The organism is Brevibacillus sp. HB1.3 (genome assembly GCF_013186635.1).
Classification (GTDB): Bacteria; Bacillota; Bacilli; order Brevibacillales; family Brevibacillaceae; genus Brevibacillus; species Brevibacillus brevis_D.
Window position 1 is genome coordinate 190147 of record NZ_JABMIT010000006.1, and the last position, 18521, is coordinate 208667.

Sequence of the window (18521 nt, forward strand, 5' to 3'; positions counted from 1 at the left end):
GTGACAGGAAGAATGAAATTTATTTTTCATCTAAAAATAGATCGGGCTTCTCCAGGAAACGGCGCGTCAATTGATAGTGCTCCGTATCGCGATAATTCACCTCTTGTACCGGCGATTCGTCAAAATTAAGGATAGTCGCTCCGGGATAGCCCAATAGAATCGGCGAGTGCGACGCAATGATAAATTGTGCTCCTTCTTCCACCAAATCACGCATCATGTACAAAAAAGCGATTTGACGCTTCGGTGAAAGAGCAGCCTCGGGCTCATCCAGCAGGTAGATTCCCCTGCCGTTGAAGCGATTGGCAAACAACGAGAAAAAAGATTCTCCGTGCGACTGCTCATGCAACGAGCGTCCGCCGTAATGTTGATAGCTTTTCGGGCCCATCTCATCGATATGGCTGGCAAACTGATAGAAGCTCTCCGCTCGTAGGAAAAAGCCATTCGTTATTTTAGGCAGCCAGGAAAGGCGTATGTAGTCACCCAGAATCGCCTCCGAGCGATGCACCTCATAAAAGTTGTGCCGCGATCCTCCAGCCGTGTGAAAACCGCATTGATAGGCGATTGATTCCAATAAGGTCGATTTACCCGAGCCATTCTCTCCTACAAAAAAAGTGACACTGCTCGCAAGCTCAATCTCTTCCAGCTTGCGCAAGGAAGGCAAGTGAAATGGATATTCTTTCGTGTTGGGGAATTTTTCTCGCAACAGCTTGATCGTTCGTAAGTAAACCATTTTTGACCTCCACTCTCATTATTTTCCCGACTCCCGCCGATACATCCTAATAAGGGCGCCTTTTTAAACGCTCATTTATTTGGGGGAGAAGCATCCGTGGACAAGGTTTCCTTTCTTCAGGAAAAAAGTACATTTCATATGAAATATCCGGATCAGAGCGACCTCGCCTTTTACCGGTGGTATACGACTCAGTATCCGAACGAAGCCATCGGGTGGTTTCACCTTGGCAAAGAACGAGAAGCACAAGGAAACTCGGAACAAGCTCTCGAAGCGTATAGACGTGGCCTGGTATCCAAGCAAGGCCCGTATGACAACGAGACGCGTGACGCTTATCACAGACTGCTGCGTGAGCGACAGCGCAGCTCCTTGGGCAGTCGAATGCGTTTACTCTTGGCTTCCCTTTTGTTTCTCTATTTTCAATTCGCTTTTTCGCCTGGACCGTTGAGAGATGCGTCATCCGAGACAACGCCACAGGCTGCCAAACAGCCCGTACCGACACCTGGGCAAACACAGCCACATGTAGAGGTCATTGCAGTCCCTCCTACACTCAGTGCCCGTGAGCTGTCTGAACAGGTCCGGCGGTATGTAGAGTCCCGGCGTCCAGCTCTAACGCAGCCTTTTACGGTGTTGGTTGTCCCAGAGGTACCTGGTTCGCCGTTGTTCCGTCCCTTGCTGTTTTATCAGCCGCGCGAAGTCCGAGGCATCCTGCGTTATAATCCGACAAGTCGAACTGTTCTCAGTGAAAAATGGTGGGATAAACCTGTGCAATTGGAACGAGAACCGACACTTGCTTCAGTAAAGGCAGAGCTCACGGATGAGCAGCTAACCCTCCAGCATGTACTGATCTTGCGAAACGCCTTGTATCGCTACTATCAGCAAACGGGTACGTTGCCTGCCCAGCTGTCTGATCTGGCTGGCGCTTATCCAGGCAATTATTTGCCGCAAATTCCAGTACCGCCAAAGAAACTTTTGTTAAAAAGCTATCCGTATCATCCCAAAGCCTTCTTGCCAGAGTCCGCATGGGACAGCTTGCGCAATGTACTGCCGCTTCCCGGCTATCCGGAGCCAGTCGCGCCTTTCGAACCGTTACAGCTTCAATTGACTACATCGACCCATACCTTGAAGCTCATCAGCGGTTCTCATCTCGTACGCAGCTATCCCGTCGCTATAGGCAAAAACGGCTCTACACCCGAAGGCTACTATACCATTCAACAAAAAATCAATCAGCCTCGCGGACATGACAATATTTATGGTACGAGGGGCATGGTCTTTCAGGAGAACGGATATGCCCTCCACGGGACAAACCATCCCGAGAGCATCGGCTCATCCGTTTCACTCGGCTGTGTTCGCTTGTACAATGCTGCTGTCGAGGAATTGTACAGCTTTGTTTCACTGGGGACAGAATTCATGATCTCCAATGCCCCGTCCCCTGCCCAGCCTTGGAGCAACCCTGTTCCATTCGTTCTCCCGGCTGGTCCTGAGGAAGAGACGCCACAAGTCATTTACAATTGGCTCCATTGATTCTTTAAGCCACGTAAAGAAAAGACGTGCGGAACGTCACAACGTTACGCACTGATTTTTACCAGACGCTTATCAAACGAAAAAAAGCCCTTCTATCCTTTTAAAAAAGGGGGTAGAAAGGGCTTTTCTTCCTATGAATAGGGGATTACTCTGCGTTCACGATAGCTTTGTAGGGAATCTTCGTGTTGTTAGTGTTGTAGACTAACAAGTAGTATTTCCCTGGTTTTGCCTCAAATTCTCCAGTCAGTTTCTTACCTGTGGTTTTGGGGTAGGCGAAATACGTTTCGAGATCATCTTCATGGAACACCACCCAGTTTAAGCCTTCGTCCTTCTCGCTACTTACCGTAACTTGAACGACCCCTTCCTCTTCAACCTGAATCATGTACGTGTCCTTGTCATCTGTACGATCGGTTTGACCATTTATCTCTTCGCCCAACTGTAGTGTATTAGCGTCATCGAATGAATTGTTCGGCTCCGTTTCGCTTGGTTCTGAATTTTCTTCTGGCCATTCCGCGGTTACTTTGTATGGAATGGTTTCACCGTTAAAGTTGTACACGGACAAATAATAGGTACCCGGAGTTGCTTCAAACTCACCAGAGAGCGTTTTTCCTGAGGTTTTGGGGTAGGCGAAATAATGATTCAGATCATCCTCGTGGAAAACGACCCAGTTCAAACCAGTATCATGCTCACTCGTTACGTTGATTTTCACCGTTCCGTTGCCCAATACCTTCAAGGCAAAAATGTCCTTGTCGTCCTGTTTACTTGTTTGACCACTCAGCTCCACATTGCTTTTCAACGGATTTGCCTCTGAAAAGCTGTTGTTTGGCTCCTGTTCCTTTTCCCCAATTTCTCCGCCCTGCTCCTCGATCGTGATCGTCATCGATTTCGCAGTAACCGCTCCTTTGTCATCCGTTACTCGCAGTTTCACGGTATATTCTCCCTGATTTTCGTAGACATGCGTAGGATTGGCATCACTACTGCTTGTGCCATCTCCAAATTCCCACAGATAGGATACGATGCTCCCATCCGGATCGGAGCTTCCGTTACTACTGAATGCAACCTCCTCGTTTACAGCTGCTTTTGACGGTCCGTTCATGACAATAACAGGTGGCTTGTTCTCACCATCTCCTTGTTCTGGAAGTACTCCGTGGAACGTGACATCATACTCAAACTGATTGGACGCATTTACTCTATAGTTGGTAAAGTAGGCGGTTACGGTTTTGTAGCCGTTCCACGGGTGGGAAGTAAGTGTAGTTAGAAACTCGTCTGTCATGCGACTCATCGTTTCCCAGTCTTGCTTCTCCCCTTGTGCCTGCGTACCCGTGTACGTCCCGGTTAACGTAAAGGTTTGGAAAAACTCTGAATCATGCCTGTTTGTAGACACATTTTGCAATCCAACAACATCCGCAATTTCTTGGTAGATTTCTGCACTTGCTTTGGGGGCTGGTGTGACCAGATAATCATCAGACACCAGCGGCACGGTCAGATCAGGATAGCTGTCCACCAACGATTCCATTGTTCGGTGGTAATCCCGATTTAGCTCTGAATCATTGCTGAGCGTACGGATGAACTGGTCATAACCATCCACGTTATTGGCCTCTATGTAATCCATGATATCATCGAGCTTGTTCCAGTCCTCTTTCATCATGTGATACTGCAAGGCGTATGAATACGTATAAAAATCCCACGTGCCGTAGCGTGCGTGCAAAGTTTGAGAGGCTGTATACCAATTATTTTGTCCAAAGCGAATCAGATTGTTGACCATGGATTTTCGAGGCAGAACACCTGTTGTTCGCGTGGAGCCTGCAAACAGTTCCGCTCCTCCTTCTTCAAACCACGACAGTCTCTCGTCTCTGTAAATCGGTCCTTCATTCCACAAGCCAGGTATGGCATAGCGCCCTTGCAAATAGTGCGTGAATTCATGGCGGAATAATTCTTCCAGTGTGTACGTGCTCTGCTGCGGTGTTCGTTCGTAGGTGAAGAAAGTTCCTTTTCCCTCGATATACATGCCCCCGTTGTTCGTCTCATAGCCATACAGGGGGTTGTTTATCTTGTACTCTGAAGGACTATTGTAAAGGACCATGGTTAAAATATCGTCGGGGTTCCCTTCCTCCATCGGTTCATCTCGCCCTACCATCCGATGAAACTGCGCTTTTACCTCTTTTGCCGCCCAGTATAACCGTTTGACTTTTTCTTCTGTGACATCCCCTCCTGTTTTCATGACGATGCTTCCGTCATCAAATGTGTATTCTTTGGGCAAATACTTTTCCATGGCATCCTCACGAATCTTGTTGAACTGGATGTCCCTTCCCTTAGCGTTTTTTCCGCCATAGACCGTCTGGATCAGCTTCGCTACCTGCATATACTGAAGTCCCACATACGGATAAAGCTCTAATGCTTCTGTGAGGACCTCGTTGCCCTTATTCGGATTGGAATGGTATTCTCCCAAATGCGCACTATGATAAAACCCATTGTCGAGGACCCATTCCTTCGCTTCATCCGTATCGCCATGCATCGCGAGTTTTCCCAACTCGTTCAGATACGTATCGATTTTGCCGTAAAACTCCTGTTTCTTGGTTGGTTCATCCACTTTCCACATCAGAATAAAGCTAACCTGGCTCATGATGCGGAATACAGCATCTCCCGCACTCCGCTGCGTAATGAAAGTATCCATTTGTTCTTCGTATTGTCGGATGATCGGTGCCGCTTCCTCCACAAGGGAAGCGCTTACAAATGTGTTTCCGATAAGTCCACCAAATGCACCTACCACCTCATTTTGAGCATCTGTCCCTAATTTGAAATTCGGATTGTCTGCAATGGCTTGTAGAGCAGGGAACACTTTTTCATGCTCGCTTCTCTGATTGAGATAGGATAATTCGTGATGGTAGTAGCCGAGGTAATACCCAGAGCGAAGAACCTCTACCAAGGTGTCTATTCCTTTGGAATCGCTGCTGGAGTATTGTGTGCCTCTGACTTGCAATGCGTCAATGATGGCCTGAACGCGCTGCCGATCATTGTAAAAGGCGTACGAATCGGGAGTAAAATCGAATAATTCAGGAATCTGCTCCCAGCTGACCGTCACCAGTACATTGACTAATTCGTCATAACTGAGCTTGTTCAAATCGGACATCGCGTACTTTTCTGCATTTGCCTTTATGCTCCGCTGCTGTTCGTTCGAAGACTCTTGCTCCTCTACACGCCAGGTCGGCTCCACTGGATGGGGATATTCCCCTGCTTTATCACTGGACTGATGCTGAAACGAGGTGACTGGGTCCAGCTTTCCCTCTACATATTTCCCAGAAGGCGGAACGTTTTGATGTGCATCCCTTCCGATCGCACTCGCGTAATCCTTGACTGCCAAGGCTTGGGCAGGAGTACCAACTGTCCCCAACAGAAAGGATGTTGAGAGAAGAACACCAGCCATCATGCGGCTTGTGTGTACCGTGTGGCGCTTTTTCTTCATGAATGAGCAAACCTCCTTTGAATGGTAACGGAATGAAATAAATGACACGCTGTTAGAAATTTGCAATTATGATGCCAATGCATATAACAGAAAAGAAGAGCAAGGGTGTATACATTTTTTTACAAAAAATCATAAACATGTATGTTATATTAGACACTATTCCTTTCAAAAGTGAGCCTTGCTTCGCGCACGCAAAAAAGCACGTTCCCGCAATGGGAACGCGCCATGTTTTTACGATCACATTTATTTTTCTTCTTCCAATTCCCTCATCGATTCTTCTTGTTCTTCTTCTGGGTTCCAATAATCGAGCACTTTTCCTTGCAGAACCTTGCCTTGAATGAATTCTACCTGCTGCTCACTGAAATCCTCTGTCCACTCAATACCCAATTGTTCAGCTAGACGTACGACGGTCAACAGTTCTGACCAAGCCACGTAACGTTTGTACCAGAAGAACTGTGGCTGCTCGTTCATGTATGGGTAAAGATCATCGAAATCGGTGTGTTTACAGTCAAGTGCTCGCTCAAAATTCACCTTGGTTTGGCGTAACTGTTCTTTGAAAAATGTGGGTAGATCCCTTTGTGCGTAGCTAGACATGGACTGTCCCCCCTGTCTCCCGATTTAATGGTATTGTACCACGCGAAAGAAGCTGTGCAAATAGTCGAATCGGTTTTGAATCGTTCTTGCTGGGCTAATCTTTAGCCGTTTGAAGCATCTGGGGACTGGTTCTGCCCATCCTCTTGTGGAGGTGGCGGTAATTGAATTTCATTGGAAGAACCATTTGTCTGACCAGGCACTGGATTCATGATGTCCGGTGGAACCTCACCTGTTCCCTGATTTGGCGGTTGGCTACCGCCTCCATTATTAGTATGCTCACCAGTTTCTCCGGTACCTTGGTCAGGTGGAATTTCCCCGTTGCCATTTCCCGTGCCATCCGGATTTTGTCCCTGATTGCTGCCTTCCTCGTTATGACCTGGATCTTGATTTAACATATTCTCCAGCTTCTTGGAATCGATTGGGACTGTTTTGGAAGGTGTGCCTTCCTCGCCTTGTGCATTTCGTGGAACGACTTGATACTGATACTGTCTCGGACTATCCAACACATCTACATAAGAGGTATCCTTCATACCCGCAGAGATGAGTTTCTTTTCGCCGCTCTCGCTAATGCGGTAAAGATCGTACGTATCGCCGTCAGAGCCACCAATCCAGCTAAGCACGACCATCAATTTATTCGTATTTGTGTCCAATGTCATGTCTGCAGCCAATTGGATTTCTGATTCAACTTCTTCTTGCTTATGCTGTACGGCGCCTGCTGGTCGAACGAAGTCCGATGACGGCACACCTTTTAAAGCAGTTCCCATCACTTTAGAGAACATTTGCGCCGTCATGCTACTTCCTTGGTGCATCAAATGCTGTTTGTCCTCCGGATCGAAGCCCATCCAAACAGCACCGACATATTCCGGAGTATAGCCCACAAACCAAGCATCCTTGTTTGCTTTGCTGTCGCCTGCTATCGATTGGGTCGTACCGGTTTTACCTGCAACATGGCGGCCAGAGATACGCGCTGCCTTCCCTGTCCCTTCCTGAACCGCTTTCTCCAGCATGGTGTGAATCTCCCAAGCTGCTTCCGGCTTCAGTGCCTCCGATTGTTTTGGCTGGTATTCACGGACGACACCCTCATCCTTATTCTCGACCTTGCTGATCGAGTGCGCCTCGGACACTACCCCTGCATTCGCAAAAGGTGTATAGGCCTGAGCCATTTGCTTCGGGGATATACCTTGATTCAATCCCCCGAGAGCAATCGCCAGGTTTCGGTCATTCGGCGTCAGCTCTATGCCGACTTTCTTGAGGTATGCCAAGCTTTCTGATACCCCAATTTCATTTAACAGCCAAACAGGCGGGATATTTGCAGAGTCGATCATCGCCCGGCTCATACTTACTGTTTCCGTGTAGCGATTATTGTAGTTGCGCGGCTCATAGCCATTAAAGCTCTGCCTTTTGTTGCTCAGTTGCGAATTCGCGTTCCATCTGTTGATATCTTTATTGACTGCTGGAGCGAATACGGCAATCGGTTTAAAGCTGGAGCCCGGCTGACGCTTCATGTCTGTCGCATAGTTGAAGCCTTTTGGCGCATAGTTGCGTCCGCCCATCATCCCGGCAATTCCGCCTGTTTTCGCGTCGATGACAATCATCGATGATTCTACACCACGCTTAGCGCCGTCTTTCGGGAAGTTTTTGGCATTGGCATATTCCTCTACCATGGCATCCTGCACTTTCGGATCAAAGGTCGTGTAAATGTCCCAGCCTCCGCGGTACAGTTCTTCTTCCGTTACTCCGAACTCTGCTTCGGACTCTTTTAACATCGTATCAAAAAACGCGCGATAGCCTTTTTTCAAGCTTCCACCGGCCACTTCATGCGGTTTGGTCGGCAACGCCTCTGCTTGAGCTGCATCCTTTTGTTCATTAGTAATAATGCCTTGCTCATACATCAGACGTATAACGGTGTCTCGACGTAGCTTCGCTTTTTCCGGATTGTTAAATGGTGAATAGGTGCTCGGTGCTTTTGGAATCGCCGCCAGCATCGCTGCTTCTGCAACGGTAAATTTATCGCTACTTACCGACTTGCCGAAGTAATACTGGGCAGCATCCTCTACCCCAAATTCCCCTTCGCCCAAATAAACGCGGTTCAAGTACATCTCTAAAATTTGATCCTTGGAGTACTTACGCTCCAAGCCAATCGCAATGCTCATTTCTTTTGTTTTGCGCCAGAATGTTTGATCTAGGGTGAGAAAGACGTTTCTTGCCAACTGTTGGGTAATCGTACTTCCCCCTTCAGCCAGCGATCCTTTTTTGATGTCATTGACTATGGCGCCACCGATCCGAACCATATCCACGCCCTTATGTTCATAAAAGCGCTTATCCTCTACAGCGAGGAACGCATCGATGAGGGTCTTTGGCATTTCGTTAATCGGTTTGTATTCACGGTTCTTCTGACGAATCAGACTAATTATCTCTTTCCCGTTTTTGTCGTAAATGACAGTTGGTTCTGCTTTTAAGTCCTGTAGCTTTTGTACGTTTTGCTCAATCATCCGGTCTCCCGCATACAACAGGGCGAAGTAGCCCCCAATCACACTAAGGACAAGGAAAATTGCAAACGATACGGCAATCATCAGCAAGTTGTTCTTTTTCTTCTTGACTTTCTTCTTGGCCTTTGCTGCCATTATTTACCTCCTGGTATTCTCTCTCTCCCCCACATCTTATATAGACGGTCCCATTTCAAAAAAGTTTCTGTTTTGGGTTGTAGTCTATCATTCCATACAAAATTCCGTTTGTCACTGGAAAAGCCTATCTCCTGAAACAGAAGATAGGCTTTTTCCTAAAGGTTTACTATTTCAGCAGTTTTTCTGCTTCAGCTACAACATTTTCTACCGTGAAGCCGTATTCCTTCATAATACGCTCACCTGGTGCAGATGCGCCAAACTGATTGATTGCGATGACCGTACCGTTATCGCCAGCATAACGCTCCCAGCCCATTGGAGAACCCATTTCTACTGCCACACGCGCTTTTACAGACGGTGGAATCACAGCGTCGCGATACTCTTTTGGCTGACGCTCGAACAGGTTCCAGCTCGGCATGGAAACAACGCGTGTTTCAATACCTTTCGCAAGCAATTGCTCACGCGCCTGCATCACGAGGGATACTTCAGATCCTGTTGCGAGCAGGATGAGCTGCGGATTACCGCTTGGAGCGTCTGCGAGAACATACGCACCTTTGCTCACGCCTTCTGCCGCTTTCTCAATGGTTTCAGGCAGAACTGGCAGGTTTTGACGAGTCAGTACCAGAACGACTGGCTCATCTGTACGGGATACAGCATATTTCCAAGCCTCGTTCGTCTCCACTGCATCAGACGGACGAAGAATGGTCAAGCCTGGCATTGCACGCAAGGAAGCGAGCTGTTCAATTGGCTCATGCGTCGGTCCGTCTTCACCAACTGCGATCGAGTCATGCGTAAATACGTAGACAACTGGCTGCTTCATCAGTGCAGAGAGGCGAATCGCCGGACGCACGTAGTCGGAGAACACGAAGAATGTACCCCCGTATACTTTTACGCCACCGTGGAGAGCCATACCGTTGAGGGCTGCACCCATCGCGAATTCGCGAACACCAAACCAAATGTTACGGCCATCGTAAGAACCTGGCAGGAAGTTGCCCGCTTCTTTAATCACCGTGTTGTTGGAATGTGCCAAGTCAGCAGAGCCGCCCAGGAAGAACGGAACGCTGTTTGCCAATGCATTGATTGCATTACCGGAAGCAACGCGTGTCGCCAGCTTTGCGCCAGCTTCATACGTCGGCATATGGTTGTCCCAACCAGCAGGCAGATGACCTTCTTCTGCAGTCGTAAATTGCAGCGCCAGTTCCGGATACGCTTTTGCGTAAGCAGCAAACAGGTCGCGCCAAGCAGCTTCTGCTTTTTCGCCAGCATCAGCCAAGCCTGCAAAGAAATCGGTCACTTCTTGTGGTACGTGGAACTCACTTTCATGGTGCCACTCGTAGTTTGCTTTTGTCAGCTTCACTTCGTCTTTTCCAAGGGGAGCCCCATGAGAAGAGCTGGAGCCGCCTTTGTTCGGGCTACCGTATCCAATAACAGTTTTTACTTCGATCAAGGTAGGACGGTCCAAATCTTTTTTCGCTTCTGCGATAGCCGCATCAATCGCAGCCAGATCATTGCCGTCTTCTACGCGAATGTATTGCCAACCATACGCTTGATAGCGACCCGCAACGTTTTCAGAGAAGGAACGGGAAAGCTCGCCATCCAGAGAGATATCGTTCGAATCATAGAGCACGATCATTTTGCCCAGTTTCAGGTGAGCAGCCAGGGAAGAAGCCTCGCTGGATACACCCTCCATCAGGTCACCGTCACCGCAAATTACGTATGTGTAATGGTCAACGATGTCAAAATTGTCGCGGTTGTAAACAGCTGCCATGTGCTTTTCAGCCATCGCCATACCGACAGCCATCGCGATCCCTTGTCCCAAAGGACCCGTTGTCGCGTCAACACCCGCCGTATGTCCAAATTCAGGGTGACCAGGCGTTTTGCTGCCCCATTGACGGAAATTATGTAGGTCTTCCAGTGAAACATCGTATTTCATCAGATGCAACATCGAGTATAATAGCATAGAGCCATGTCCTGCTGAGAGGACAAAACGGTCACGGTCAATCCATTTTGGATTGCTCGGATTTACTTTCATAAAGCGGCTCCACAGTACATGTGCCATAGGGGCTGCACCCATCGGCATTCCCGGGTGACCGGAATTCGCCTTCTCGATGGCATCAATCGCCAGCGTGCGGATGGTATTAATGGATAGCTGATCAACAGACGTATGCTGAGTCATCTCGCAAAATCCTCCCTGCGTTTTCTAGAAATTACTACCGAGAATCAGGTAAAAACACACTGTGCCATTATAGCATAGTTCCCATTCATAATCATGTTCGCTTTGCATGAATTAAGGAGGTCTTTTTCAATGAATTCGCTGTATCTAACTATCGGAATCGTTTTAGGGGTTGCTGGAATTGGCATGCTGCTCTTCGCGATGACCAGCTCTCCTATTTTGAAAAAAAACAGACTGGAGCGCCGGAGACAGGCTGCCGAGAATCATCGTCCGGAAGAGTATCATTAAATAGAGGAGAATTCGCATGCAGAAAGAGCGCTTCGCAATGCAGGTAGCCGTTCACCTTTTCCTGGTAAAAAATTCGCAAGTCTTGTTATTACGCCGCTACAATACCGGCTACGAAGACGGCAATTACAGTGTTCCCGCCGGACATCTCGATGGAAATGAAGAAGTGAAGACAGCCGCGATCCGCGAGGCCAAAGAAGAATGCGGGATTGACATTGATCCAGCGAGCCTGGAGATGGTAGGCGTCATGCATCGTCGCTCTACAGATGAACGCATTGACTTTTTTGTTGCGACCACCGAATGGCGCGGAGAAATTATCAATGCCGAGCCGAATAAATGCGATGAGCTCGTATGGGTGGACATGGATAAATTACCCCCGAACGTCATTCCTTATGTGAGACAAGCTCTCTTGAACTTTAGACGTAAAGAGTGGTTTGACAGCTTTGGCTGGGAGCCTGCCATTCGAGTGGAATAAATCATAAAAAGCAACCCATCCGCCAGACGCCTTGTGCTCGCTTTGGCAGTTGGTTGCTTTTTTACGTTACCCCTCGCTTACTTGTAACAAAAGGTGAACCGCCTTGTTCCAGCGAGCACGCAATCTTTTCCTCACCGATTCATCAAGTGTCGGCTCATAGCGACGCCCTACCTTCATTCGCGCTTCCAAGTCTTTCACCGACCACCAGCCACATTCTTCCCCGAGCAGAAACGCAATGCCCATCGCTGTTGTTTCATGGATCTGGGGCACCTCAACCGGAACACCCAGCAGATCTGCCTGAAACTGCATCAAATATGGATTTTGCGTCAAACCGCCATCTACGCGCAAGACCGAAATTTTTTGTCCGACCGCCTGCTCCATTGTGACAAACACATCCGCTACACGGTGAGCGATCCCTTCCAGAATCGCTTTTGCCATCAGCGGTCGATCCGTATGCTGGGAGAGTCCGAGAAACACCCCTCTGGCCTCCGAGTTCCAGTACGGCGTGCCGATCCCATTCAATGCCGGGATAAATAAAAGATTGGTTGGGGCTTCCCCCTTGTGCAGTTGTTCATACCACTGCTCCGACCACCGTTGCAGCTCTTCTATATCCTGATACAGTCCAAGCTGCTCCTTGCCCCATTCGACAGCAGACCCCGCCGCATAAATCGCGCCATCAAGCGCATAAGTCTGTTGTGCCCCGCGTTTCCAGACAAGCGTCGTCAAGAGTCCGCTCTCATTCGTAGCAGGCGGCTCGTTTCCGACGTTCATGTAAGCAAAGCAACCCGTGCCATACGTGCATTTGGACATCCCCGGCTCTATGCAAAGATGACCGTAAAGGGCGGCTGGTTGATCCACCTGACTGACGAGAATCGGTGCTTCAATGCCACAAAATTGATCCGGATTCGTACGACCAAAAGAGCCAACGGTTGAACGAATCTGCGGCAGCCAGTCTTCCTCTATTTCCAAATACCGCAATATTTCCTCATCCCAATTCCCCTGCCGATGGGCGAACAACAGCGTTCGGGCAGCAGTCGAAGCATCGGTTACATACGAGGCGCCTCCTGTCATCTGCCAGATCAGCCAAGAGTCCAGCGTGCTGCAAAAGGCCTGCCGCTGTCGAATCTTTTCTCGCACCAGAGGCACTTCCTCCATCATCCATCTGATTTTGGTCGCAGAAAAATACGGGTCAATCAAAAGTCCGGTTTTCTCGGCTACCTTCTGTGCCCACTCGCCATCCGCTTTCCAACGCTCGGCGATTTGATCGGAGCGGCGGCAAGACCAGACGACAGCCGGGTATAGCGGCTTCCCGCTGACCGAATCCCAAAAGAGGACCGTTTCCCCCTGATTAGCCATACCTACCGCTTCCACCTGCTCAGGTTCGATACGTCCCCTGAGCATCACGTCGGCCACTCCCATCAAGACCTTTTCCCAGATTTCCTCCGGATTATGCTCCACCCATCCGGACTGTGGGTAAGATTGCGTATGCTTCTGATAGCTTTCAGCGACAACTCGTCCTTGGCGGTTGACCAACAACACCTTGGTCCCAGTTGTTCCCTGGTCGATTGACAGCAAATACTTCTCCATACAGCAGACTCCTTTTTTCTTTTTCTAGGCGGAATGATCTTCTTTCTCTTCTCCGAATCCGAATGTTCTGTCTTTTATACCGATACGCCCCTCCCTAATCCCTTTGCGAAACAGCAGATGATACAAAATCACGCCAACTGCCAGCAAGGTAGCTGCTACGATCGCTACGCTATGGAAGTTTTCCGGAATAGTCAAAATGCCAATTTCAAAGATCAGCCATGCAATCGCTAGGAAGGTGAGCGGTGTGCGCCATTTTCCCAGGTCAAAGTACTTCGATTTGGGCAGTTCCTTGCGTTTCCATGCATAAGCCGCAATCGTTGTCAGATAGAGAAGGGCAGGCAGAACTGAGGTGGCCCCTACCAGAAGGGTCAAGGAATCTGCGAATAGCACCGCGAGAATGCCTAGCACGAAAACGAGTAAAACGGCGTTTGTTGGTACGGAGGTCTGAGGTGATACCTTCTTGAAGATGGAAGAAGCGAAGAATACATTGTCGCGTGACAACGCATAGATGAGGCGGGAAGCGGAAGCCATGATGATCAAGCCGCACGCGAAGATGGAAATGAGGCAAAGCACCAGAAAAAAGCTGGATACAGCAGAGCCAAGACTTGCTTGCAATATGTACGGGATCGGATTCGCTGCACCAAGCACAGTGGGCAAATCCGTAATGGCAACAGAAATGACGATCAACAGTAAGAAACCGATCACACCACTTAGTAATACGGATAAAATCATCGCACGAGGAACCGTTTTCTTCGCATTGATCGTCTCCTCAGAGAGATTCGCAGCAGCCTCGAAACCTACCAATGTAAACGAACCCATCAGAGCAGCCATGATAAAAGCGCCTAGGTACGAACCGTCTGATTGAGTGGCAGCGGTACCGATATCGGTCAGCATACTCCAATTTGCCCCGTTGTACATCACAACTGCCCCCAGCACCACAACGATCCCAACCATACCGATCACTTCTGTGTACACGGCGATATCGTTAATGCGAGTTGCCAGCTTCACTCCATAAATGTTTAATAAAGCTTGCACGACTAGGGTACCAATCACGATCCAGACCAGCGTCTTTGCGCCTGTATCCCAGCCAAACATCCCGGCAATGATGGGCGCCAGCGCATAGTCGACGGTTGGAACCACGATAACGAGAAAGCAAAAGGCAATCCAGCCAGCAAACCAACCCAGCCCTGGGTTAGCAAGACGTGTCACCCATTGATAGGAATAACCGCTCAATGGAATTCTTCCCGCCAGCTCTGCAAAAATAATCGCCACTAACAAATGCCCAATGGTTACAATCGGCCAGGTCCAAATACCAGCCGGCCCAGCCGTACTCAGCACAAATCCATAATTGCTAAAAATGCCTGTTGTAATGGAAATGAAAGAAAACGCGACGGCAAACGAACTGAACAGTTTTAATGTCCGTCTCAATTCCTGCTTATAATGATACGTTTGCATATCTTGCGAATCATTTGCTTGTACCGATTGCTTCACCATGGACTGCCTCCCTCACCATTTGCTTTACACGGATGTCTTAGCAACGATGACTTGCAATCCTTCCTGAGCCAGTCGCCCAGCAAGAGATTGGGGTAGTTCCTCATCTGTAATGACTACGTCGATGTCGGATAGCTCTGCCACTCTCATAAAAGCGGTTACATTTATTTTGGAATGATCAATCAGGGCATATGTTTCTTTGGCGTTTGTAAGCATCAGCTGCCTGATGTCTGACTCACCTACATGGTAATCAGTAAAACCAGTTTCGGCTGCCAATCCCCCCACACCAATAAATGCTTTGTCTACAAACAACCCCTCGAGGCTTTTCCTGGCAATCGGACCGGACATGGCCAAATCCCCTGCCCGCAATTCACCTCCACTCATGATCACCTTTGCATCCGGGTGATGGGATAGTTCCAATGCCACCAGTAGCGCATTGGTTATCACCGTAATTCCCTTTTTATAGTAAAGGTGTTTGGCGAACAATTGTGTCGTCGTGCCTAGATCAATATAGATCGCGTCGCCGTCCTCCACCAAAGAGGCGGCGGTGACTGCAATCGCCTCTTTCTCCGCCAGGTTTAATCCACTCCGCTTGGCATAAGGAGGCTCCACGTTGGTTTTATTCAGAATAGCGCCACCATGCACCTTCTTGAGTAGTCCCTGCTGCTCCATTTCATACAAATCACGCCTGATTGTTTCGCGGGTCACCATTAGTCGGCTGCATAGCTCTGCAATACGAACGGATTGATTTTCTTGTAGCATTTGCAGGATCAGCTGCTGTCTCTCTTCTTGTAGCATGGATGATCACCATCTTCTCTTAATTGTAAATCTCCTGACTAGACTGAAACAAGGTTTGGACGTTCGTTGCAAATTCTTCTGCCTTTTTCTTCACAGTCCCCTTCATTAGTATATCTCCTAATGATGCCAATCGTCCTGTCATTTGCAAATCCATCTCGTATTGAACCTGTGTAGTTCCCGGCTGTTCCTCTTTTAACTGAAGGTGCAATTGATTGCGGAATAATCCTGCCAACGCTACTGGTTGTCCGGTCATCTCTACTTGTAGCGCTTCTCCTTCTACCGCTTCTTTCAATTCTCCGGTGACACGGAATGGAATCGTCATGAACTGTATTTTCACTTCCATGTTCGCTTCATAACGGGTTGGGCTGCTCATTTTCACTTCTTTGCAGCCTGGTACGCAGCCTGACAGCTTTTCTACATCCATAAAGACCGACCATACATCCGCTTTGCTTGCCTGAATCGTAAACGAGTCGGATAGCTTCATCGTAATCTCTCCCTTCTGATGATCGCTTTAAAAGAGGTGCTTGGCTGTTTCTTTTGCCAATTCCATCGAATTGGTGTGATCATCGTCGCCAAGGCAAGTACAGCTCCCCACTGCATAAATATCTGGCAGATTTGTTTTCCCCGTGGCATCTACAATAATCGCATCGTGATGATCTCGCTCGATTGGCGTTCCTTTCAAGAAAAACGTGCAGGGCACCCGACCCTTTGCAAAAATGAGCGTATCGCACGCCACTTCGTTTCTCTCATCCGTCATCCGATTCCGCAGCTGCACTCCTTCTACTCGGGACAATCCCTTGATAGAGGTAAGCTCCCAATCTGACTCCGCATATTTGACCAGATTGCTCGTCTCTTTTTCCAGAAGGGTCGCTGTACTGCGTGAGATTCTACCATTCTCGATCAACACAATCTTGTGGCCTGGCTGATATCCTCGCTCTACCAGCTGCATCGCCATCATCGGCGTCATGATTCCTGCTGGACGTGTCCCCGGGATTTTATGCGCCTCACGCGGTTTTTCCAGTGAGCCTGAGGCGATCAGTACCTTTTTTGCCTCAATTGAATAGGTGCCCATCGGTGACTGGACGTACAACTGGTGCAGTTGACCGTTTGCCCCTGGGAAAAAACCGACGACCGTTGATTGTTCGTGAATCTCGTAGGGAAGCGACGCGATTTTTTCCAGCAGCTCCCGTTCTAGTGCAAACTCCTCGGAGCTCCAATACGGTAAGGTGAAGCCACCTTTTCTCTTCTGGTAATCGATCATCAGAACAGAGCTGATTCCTCCTTCCCACGCTGAAACGGCTGCCGTCAATCCCGAGATTCCTGCTCCAATGATCACCAATTCATACTTCATGCCTGCTTCTCTCCTTGTACTACAGCTAGATAAGAGTTTTTTACTCCTTTTAAAGGCTGCTTCCCAGTCTGTTCAGGATAGGTCTCGGCCATAACATCGATGATTTTGGGAATACAGCAGTTTCCTTGGCACTCTCCTAAGGTGGCGCCCGTCCGCCGCTTCACGCCATCAATGGTCTGCGGGTTGAGTGGACGCTTCAAGGATTGGACGATTTCACTCCGGGTAATCGAACGGCACAGACAAATGATTTCTCCTGTATCCTGTTCCTCTGAAAAAAGATCGGGAAGGGTGTGCTGTGCCTGTTCGTTTGCTTGTAGCTCAAGTCCGGCTTTCTGAAGTGTTTCCGCTACCAGCTCTGCTATGCCAGGGGAAGCAGAGAGTCCGGTGGAACGAATCCCGGCAGCATGAATCATGCGTGGCTGCACAACGGATGGACGGATGACAAAATCTCCTTCGCTGCAAACTGCCCTGACCCCGGCAAACTGACGAATCGTGGAAAACTGCCGCGTGTCAGGAACGAGTTTCTCACAGCCTGCCAGCACCGATTCCATCCCGGCCTGTGAGGTGGAACGATCCCATTTGTCCTCCTGATCCTCCGCCGTTGGCCCAAGCAGAAAACCGCCGAACACGACTGGCGAGACCAACACGCCCTTGGAAGTTTTCGTAGGAACCGGCAAGATGATCGAGGAGATGGATATCGCCTCTTCGGTCAGGATAAACTGGCCTTTGCGCGGTGAAATCGAGAAGCTCTCCTCTCCCACCATCCGGGCAATTTCATCGGACCATAATCCGGCAGCATTCACCGCATAACGGGTCGTGACCGTTTCCCCATTTTCCAGCGTAAGGCACAAGTCCTCTCCATCCGGTACAGTCTCGATGTGGGAGACGCCTTGGCCAAGCACAACCTCCGCACCGTTTAATACTGCTATCTCTCCGAAGGCTCTGGTAGCCCAGAATGGATCGCAGATAGCTTCACCTGGTACTGCCAATCCACCTGTTACCTTGGTTGTCACGGCGGGATTCATCTCCAGAATCTCCTCAGCTGACATCCAGTGAACATCTACGTCATTTGCCTTTGCCTGGTGAACATAGGTGGTTTCGATGATCTGCTTTTCTTCTTCGTTTGTCGCCACCATTACGGCGCCACATGGAATGAAGGGGATTCTCAGATTCTCAACCAACATCGGCCATAAGCGGCGGGAGCGGCGAAGGCACTCTGCCTCAACTGTGCCTGGCTTAGCATCAAACCCGGTATGAACAATCCCACTGTTCGCCTTGCTTGTCCCTTCACAAACGTCAGGCTGCTTCTCGATTAAAAGCAGTTTCAGTTGATAAAACGAGAGGGCTCGTAATATGGCTGTACCGACTACTCCACCACCAATCACCACAACATCATACTTATGGTTTTGCATTCTGTTCCACCAGCCTCGGA

At 49.0% G+C, this 18521-nt stretch carries 14 protein-coding genes; 3 read left to right on the forward strand and 11 right to left on the reverse strand.

The window, feature by feature from the left end; all coding sequences use genetic code 11:
* Positions 1-19 precede the first annotated feature (19 nt).
* Positions 20-730: an AAA family ATPase gene (locus HPY31_RS16055; protein WP_172141521.1), complete on the reverse strand. Its 711-nt coding sequence runs from the start codon at positions 728-730 to the stop codon at positions 20-22.
* A gap of 96 nt (positions 731-826) precedes the next feature.
* On the opposite strand from HPY31_RS16055, the gene HPY31_RS16060 reads away from it, so the two are divergent.
* Positions 827-2251 (forward strand): L,D-transpeptidase family protein, encoded by a 1425-nt coding sequence (locus HPY31_RS16060; protein ID WP_172141522.1) that lies wholly within the window; start codon positions 827-829, stop codon positions 2249-2251.
* A 145-nt stretch (positions 2252-2396) separates the two neighbouring features.
* Here the strand turns inward: HPY31_RS16060 and HPY31_RS16065 are convergent, their stop codons facing one another.
* The 4 genes from HPY31_RS16065 to tkt form a co-directional block, all read right to left on the reverse strand.
* Positions 2397-5714: a collagenase gene (locus tag HPY31_RS16065; RefSeq protein ID WP_172141523.1), complete on the reverse strand. Its 3318-nt coding sequence runs from the start codon at positions 5712-5714 to the stop codon at positions 2397-2399.
* Between the two features lie 243 nt (positions 5715-5957).
* Positions 5958-6308, reverse strand: coding sequence for a hypothetical protein (locus HPY31_RS16070; protein WP_015892537.1), 351 nt, complete (start codon positions 6306-6308; stop codon positions 5958-5960).
* A 101-nt stretch (positions 6309-6409) separates the two neighbouring features.
* Positions 6410-8932, reverse strand: a complete 2523-nt coding sequence (locus HPY31_RS16075; protein WP_172141524.1) for a PBP1A family penicillin-binding protein — start codon at positions 8930-8932, stop codon at positions 6410-6412.
* 166 nt (positions 8933-9098) lie between these two features.
* A complete protein-coding gene (gene tkt / locus HPY31_RS16080; RefSeq protein ID WP_172141525.1) occupies positions 9099-11105 on the reverse strand; it encodes a transketolase in 2007 nt (668 codons plus the stop codon).
* A gap of 129 nt (positions 11106-11234) precedes the next feature.
* Here tkt and HPY31_RS16085 point away from each other — a divergent pair, with 129 nt between their 5' ends.
* Both HPY31_RS16085 and HPY31_RS16090 read left to right on the forward strand, forming a co-directional pair.
* Positions 11235-11390 (forward strand): hypothetical protein, encoded by a 156-nt coding sequence (locus tag HPY31_RS16085; RefSeq protein WP_235442425.1) that lies wholly within the window; start codon positions 11235-11237, stop codon positions 11388-11390.
* Positions 11391-11406: 16 nt separating this feature from the next.
* Positions 11407-11862, forward strand: a complete 456-nt coding sequence (locus tag HPY31_RS16090) for an NUDIX hydrolase (protein ID WP_172141526.1) — start codon at positions 11407-11409, stop codon at positions 11860-11862.
* Between the two features lie 66 nt (positions 11863-11928).
* Here the strand turns inward: HPY31_RS16090 and HPY31_RS16095 are convergent, their stop codons facing one another.
* From HPY31_RS16095 to HPY31_RS16120, 6 genes are read right to left on the reverse strand one after another with little or no spacing between them, the layout of a single operon-like run.
* Positions 11929-13449, reverse strand: a complete 1521-nt coding sequence (locus HPY31_RS16095; RefSeq protein ID WP_172141527.1) for an FGGY family carbohydrate kinase — start codon at positions 13447-13449, stop codon at positions 11929-11931.
* 24 nt (positions 13450-13473) lie between these two features.
* Complete coding sequence (locus HPY31_RS16100; protein ID WP_172141528.1) at positions 13474-14943, reverse strand: amino acid permease; 1470 nt, start codon at positions 14941-14943, stop codon at positions 13474-13476.
* A 24-nt stretch (positions 14944-14967) separates the two neighbouring features.
* A complete protein-coding gene (locus tag HPY31_RS16105) occupies positions 14968-15738 on the reverse strand; it encodes a DeoR/GlpR family DNA-binding transcription regulator (RefSeq protein WP_172141529.1) in 771 nt (256 codons plus the stop codon).
* A gap of 19 nt (positions 15739-15757) precedes the next feature.
* Positions 15758-16222, reverse strand: coding sequence for an SRPBCC family protein (locus tag HPY31_RS16110; protein WP_172141530.1), 465 nt, complete (start codon positions 16220-16222; stop codon positions 15758-15760).
* Between the two features lie 27 nt (positions 16223-16249).
* Positions 16250-17089: an NAD(P)/FAD-dependent oxidoreductase gene (locus tag HPY31_RS16115; protein WP_172141531.1), complete on the reverse strand. Its 840-nt coding sequence runs from the start codon at positions 17087-17089 to the stop codon at positions 16250-16252.
* Entirely contained in the window at positions 17086-18501 is a 1416-nt protein-coding gene (locus tag HPY31_RS16120) for an NAD(P)/FAD-dependent oxidoreductase (RefSeq protein ID WP_172141532.1), read from the reverse strand. The genes HPY31_RS16115 and HPY31_RS16120 overlap by 4 nt, the downstream gene beginning before the upstream one ends.
* Between the last annotated feature and the right edge of the window lie 20 nt (positions 18502-18521).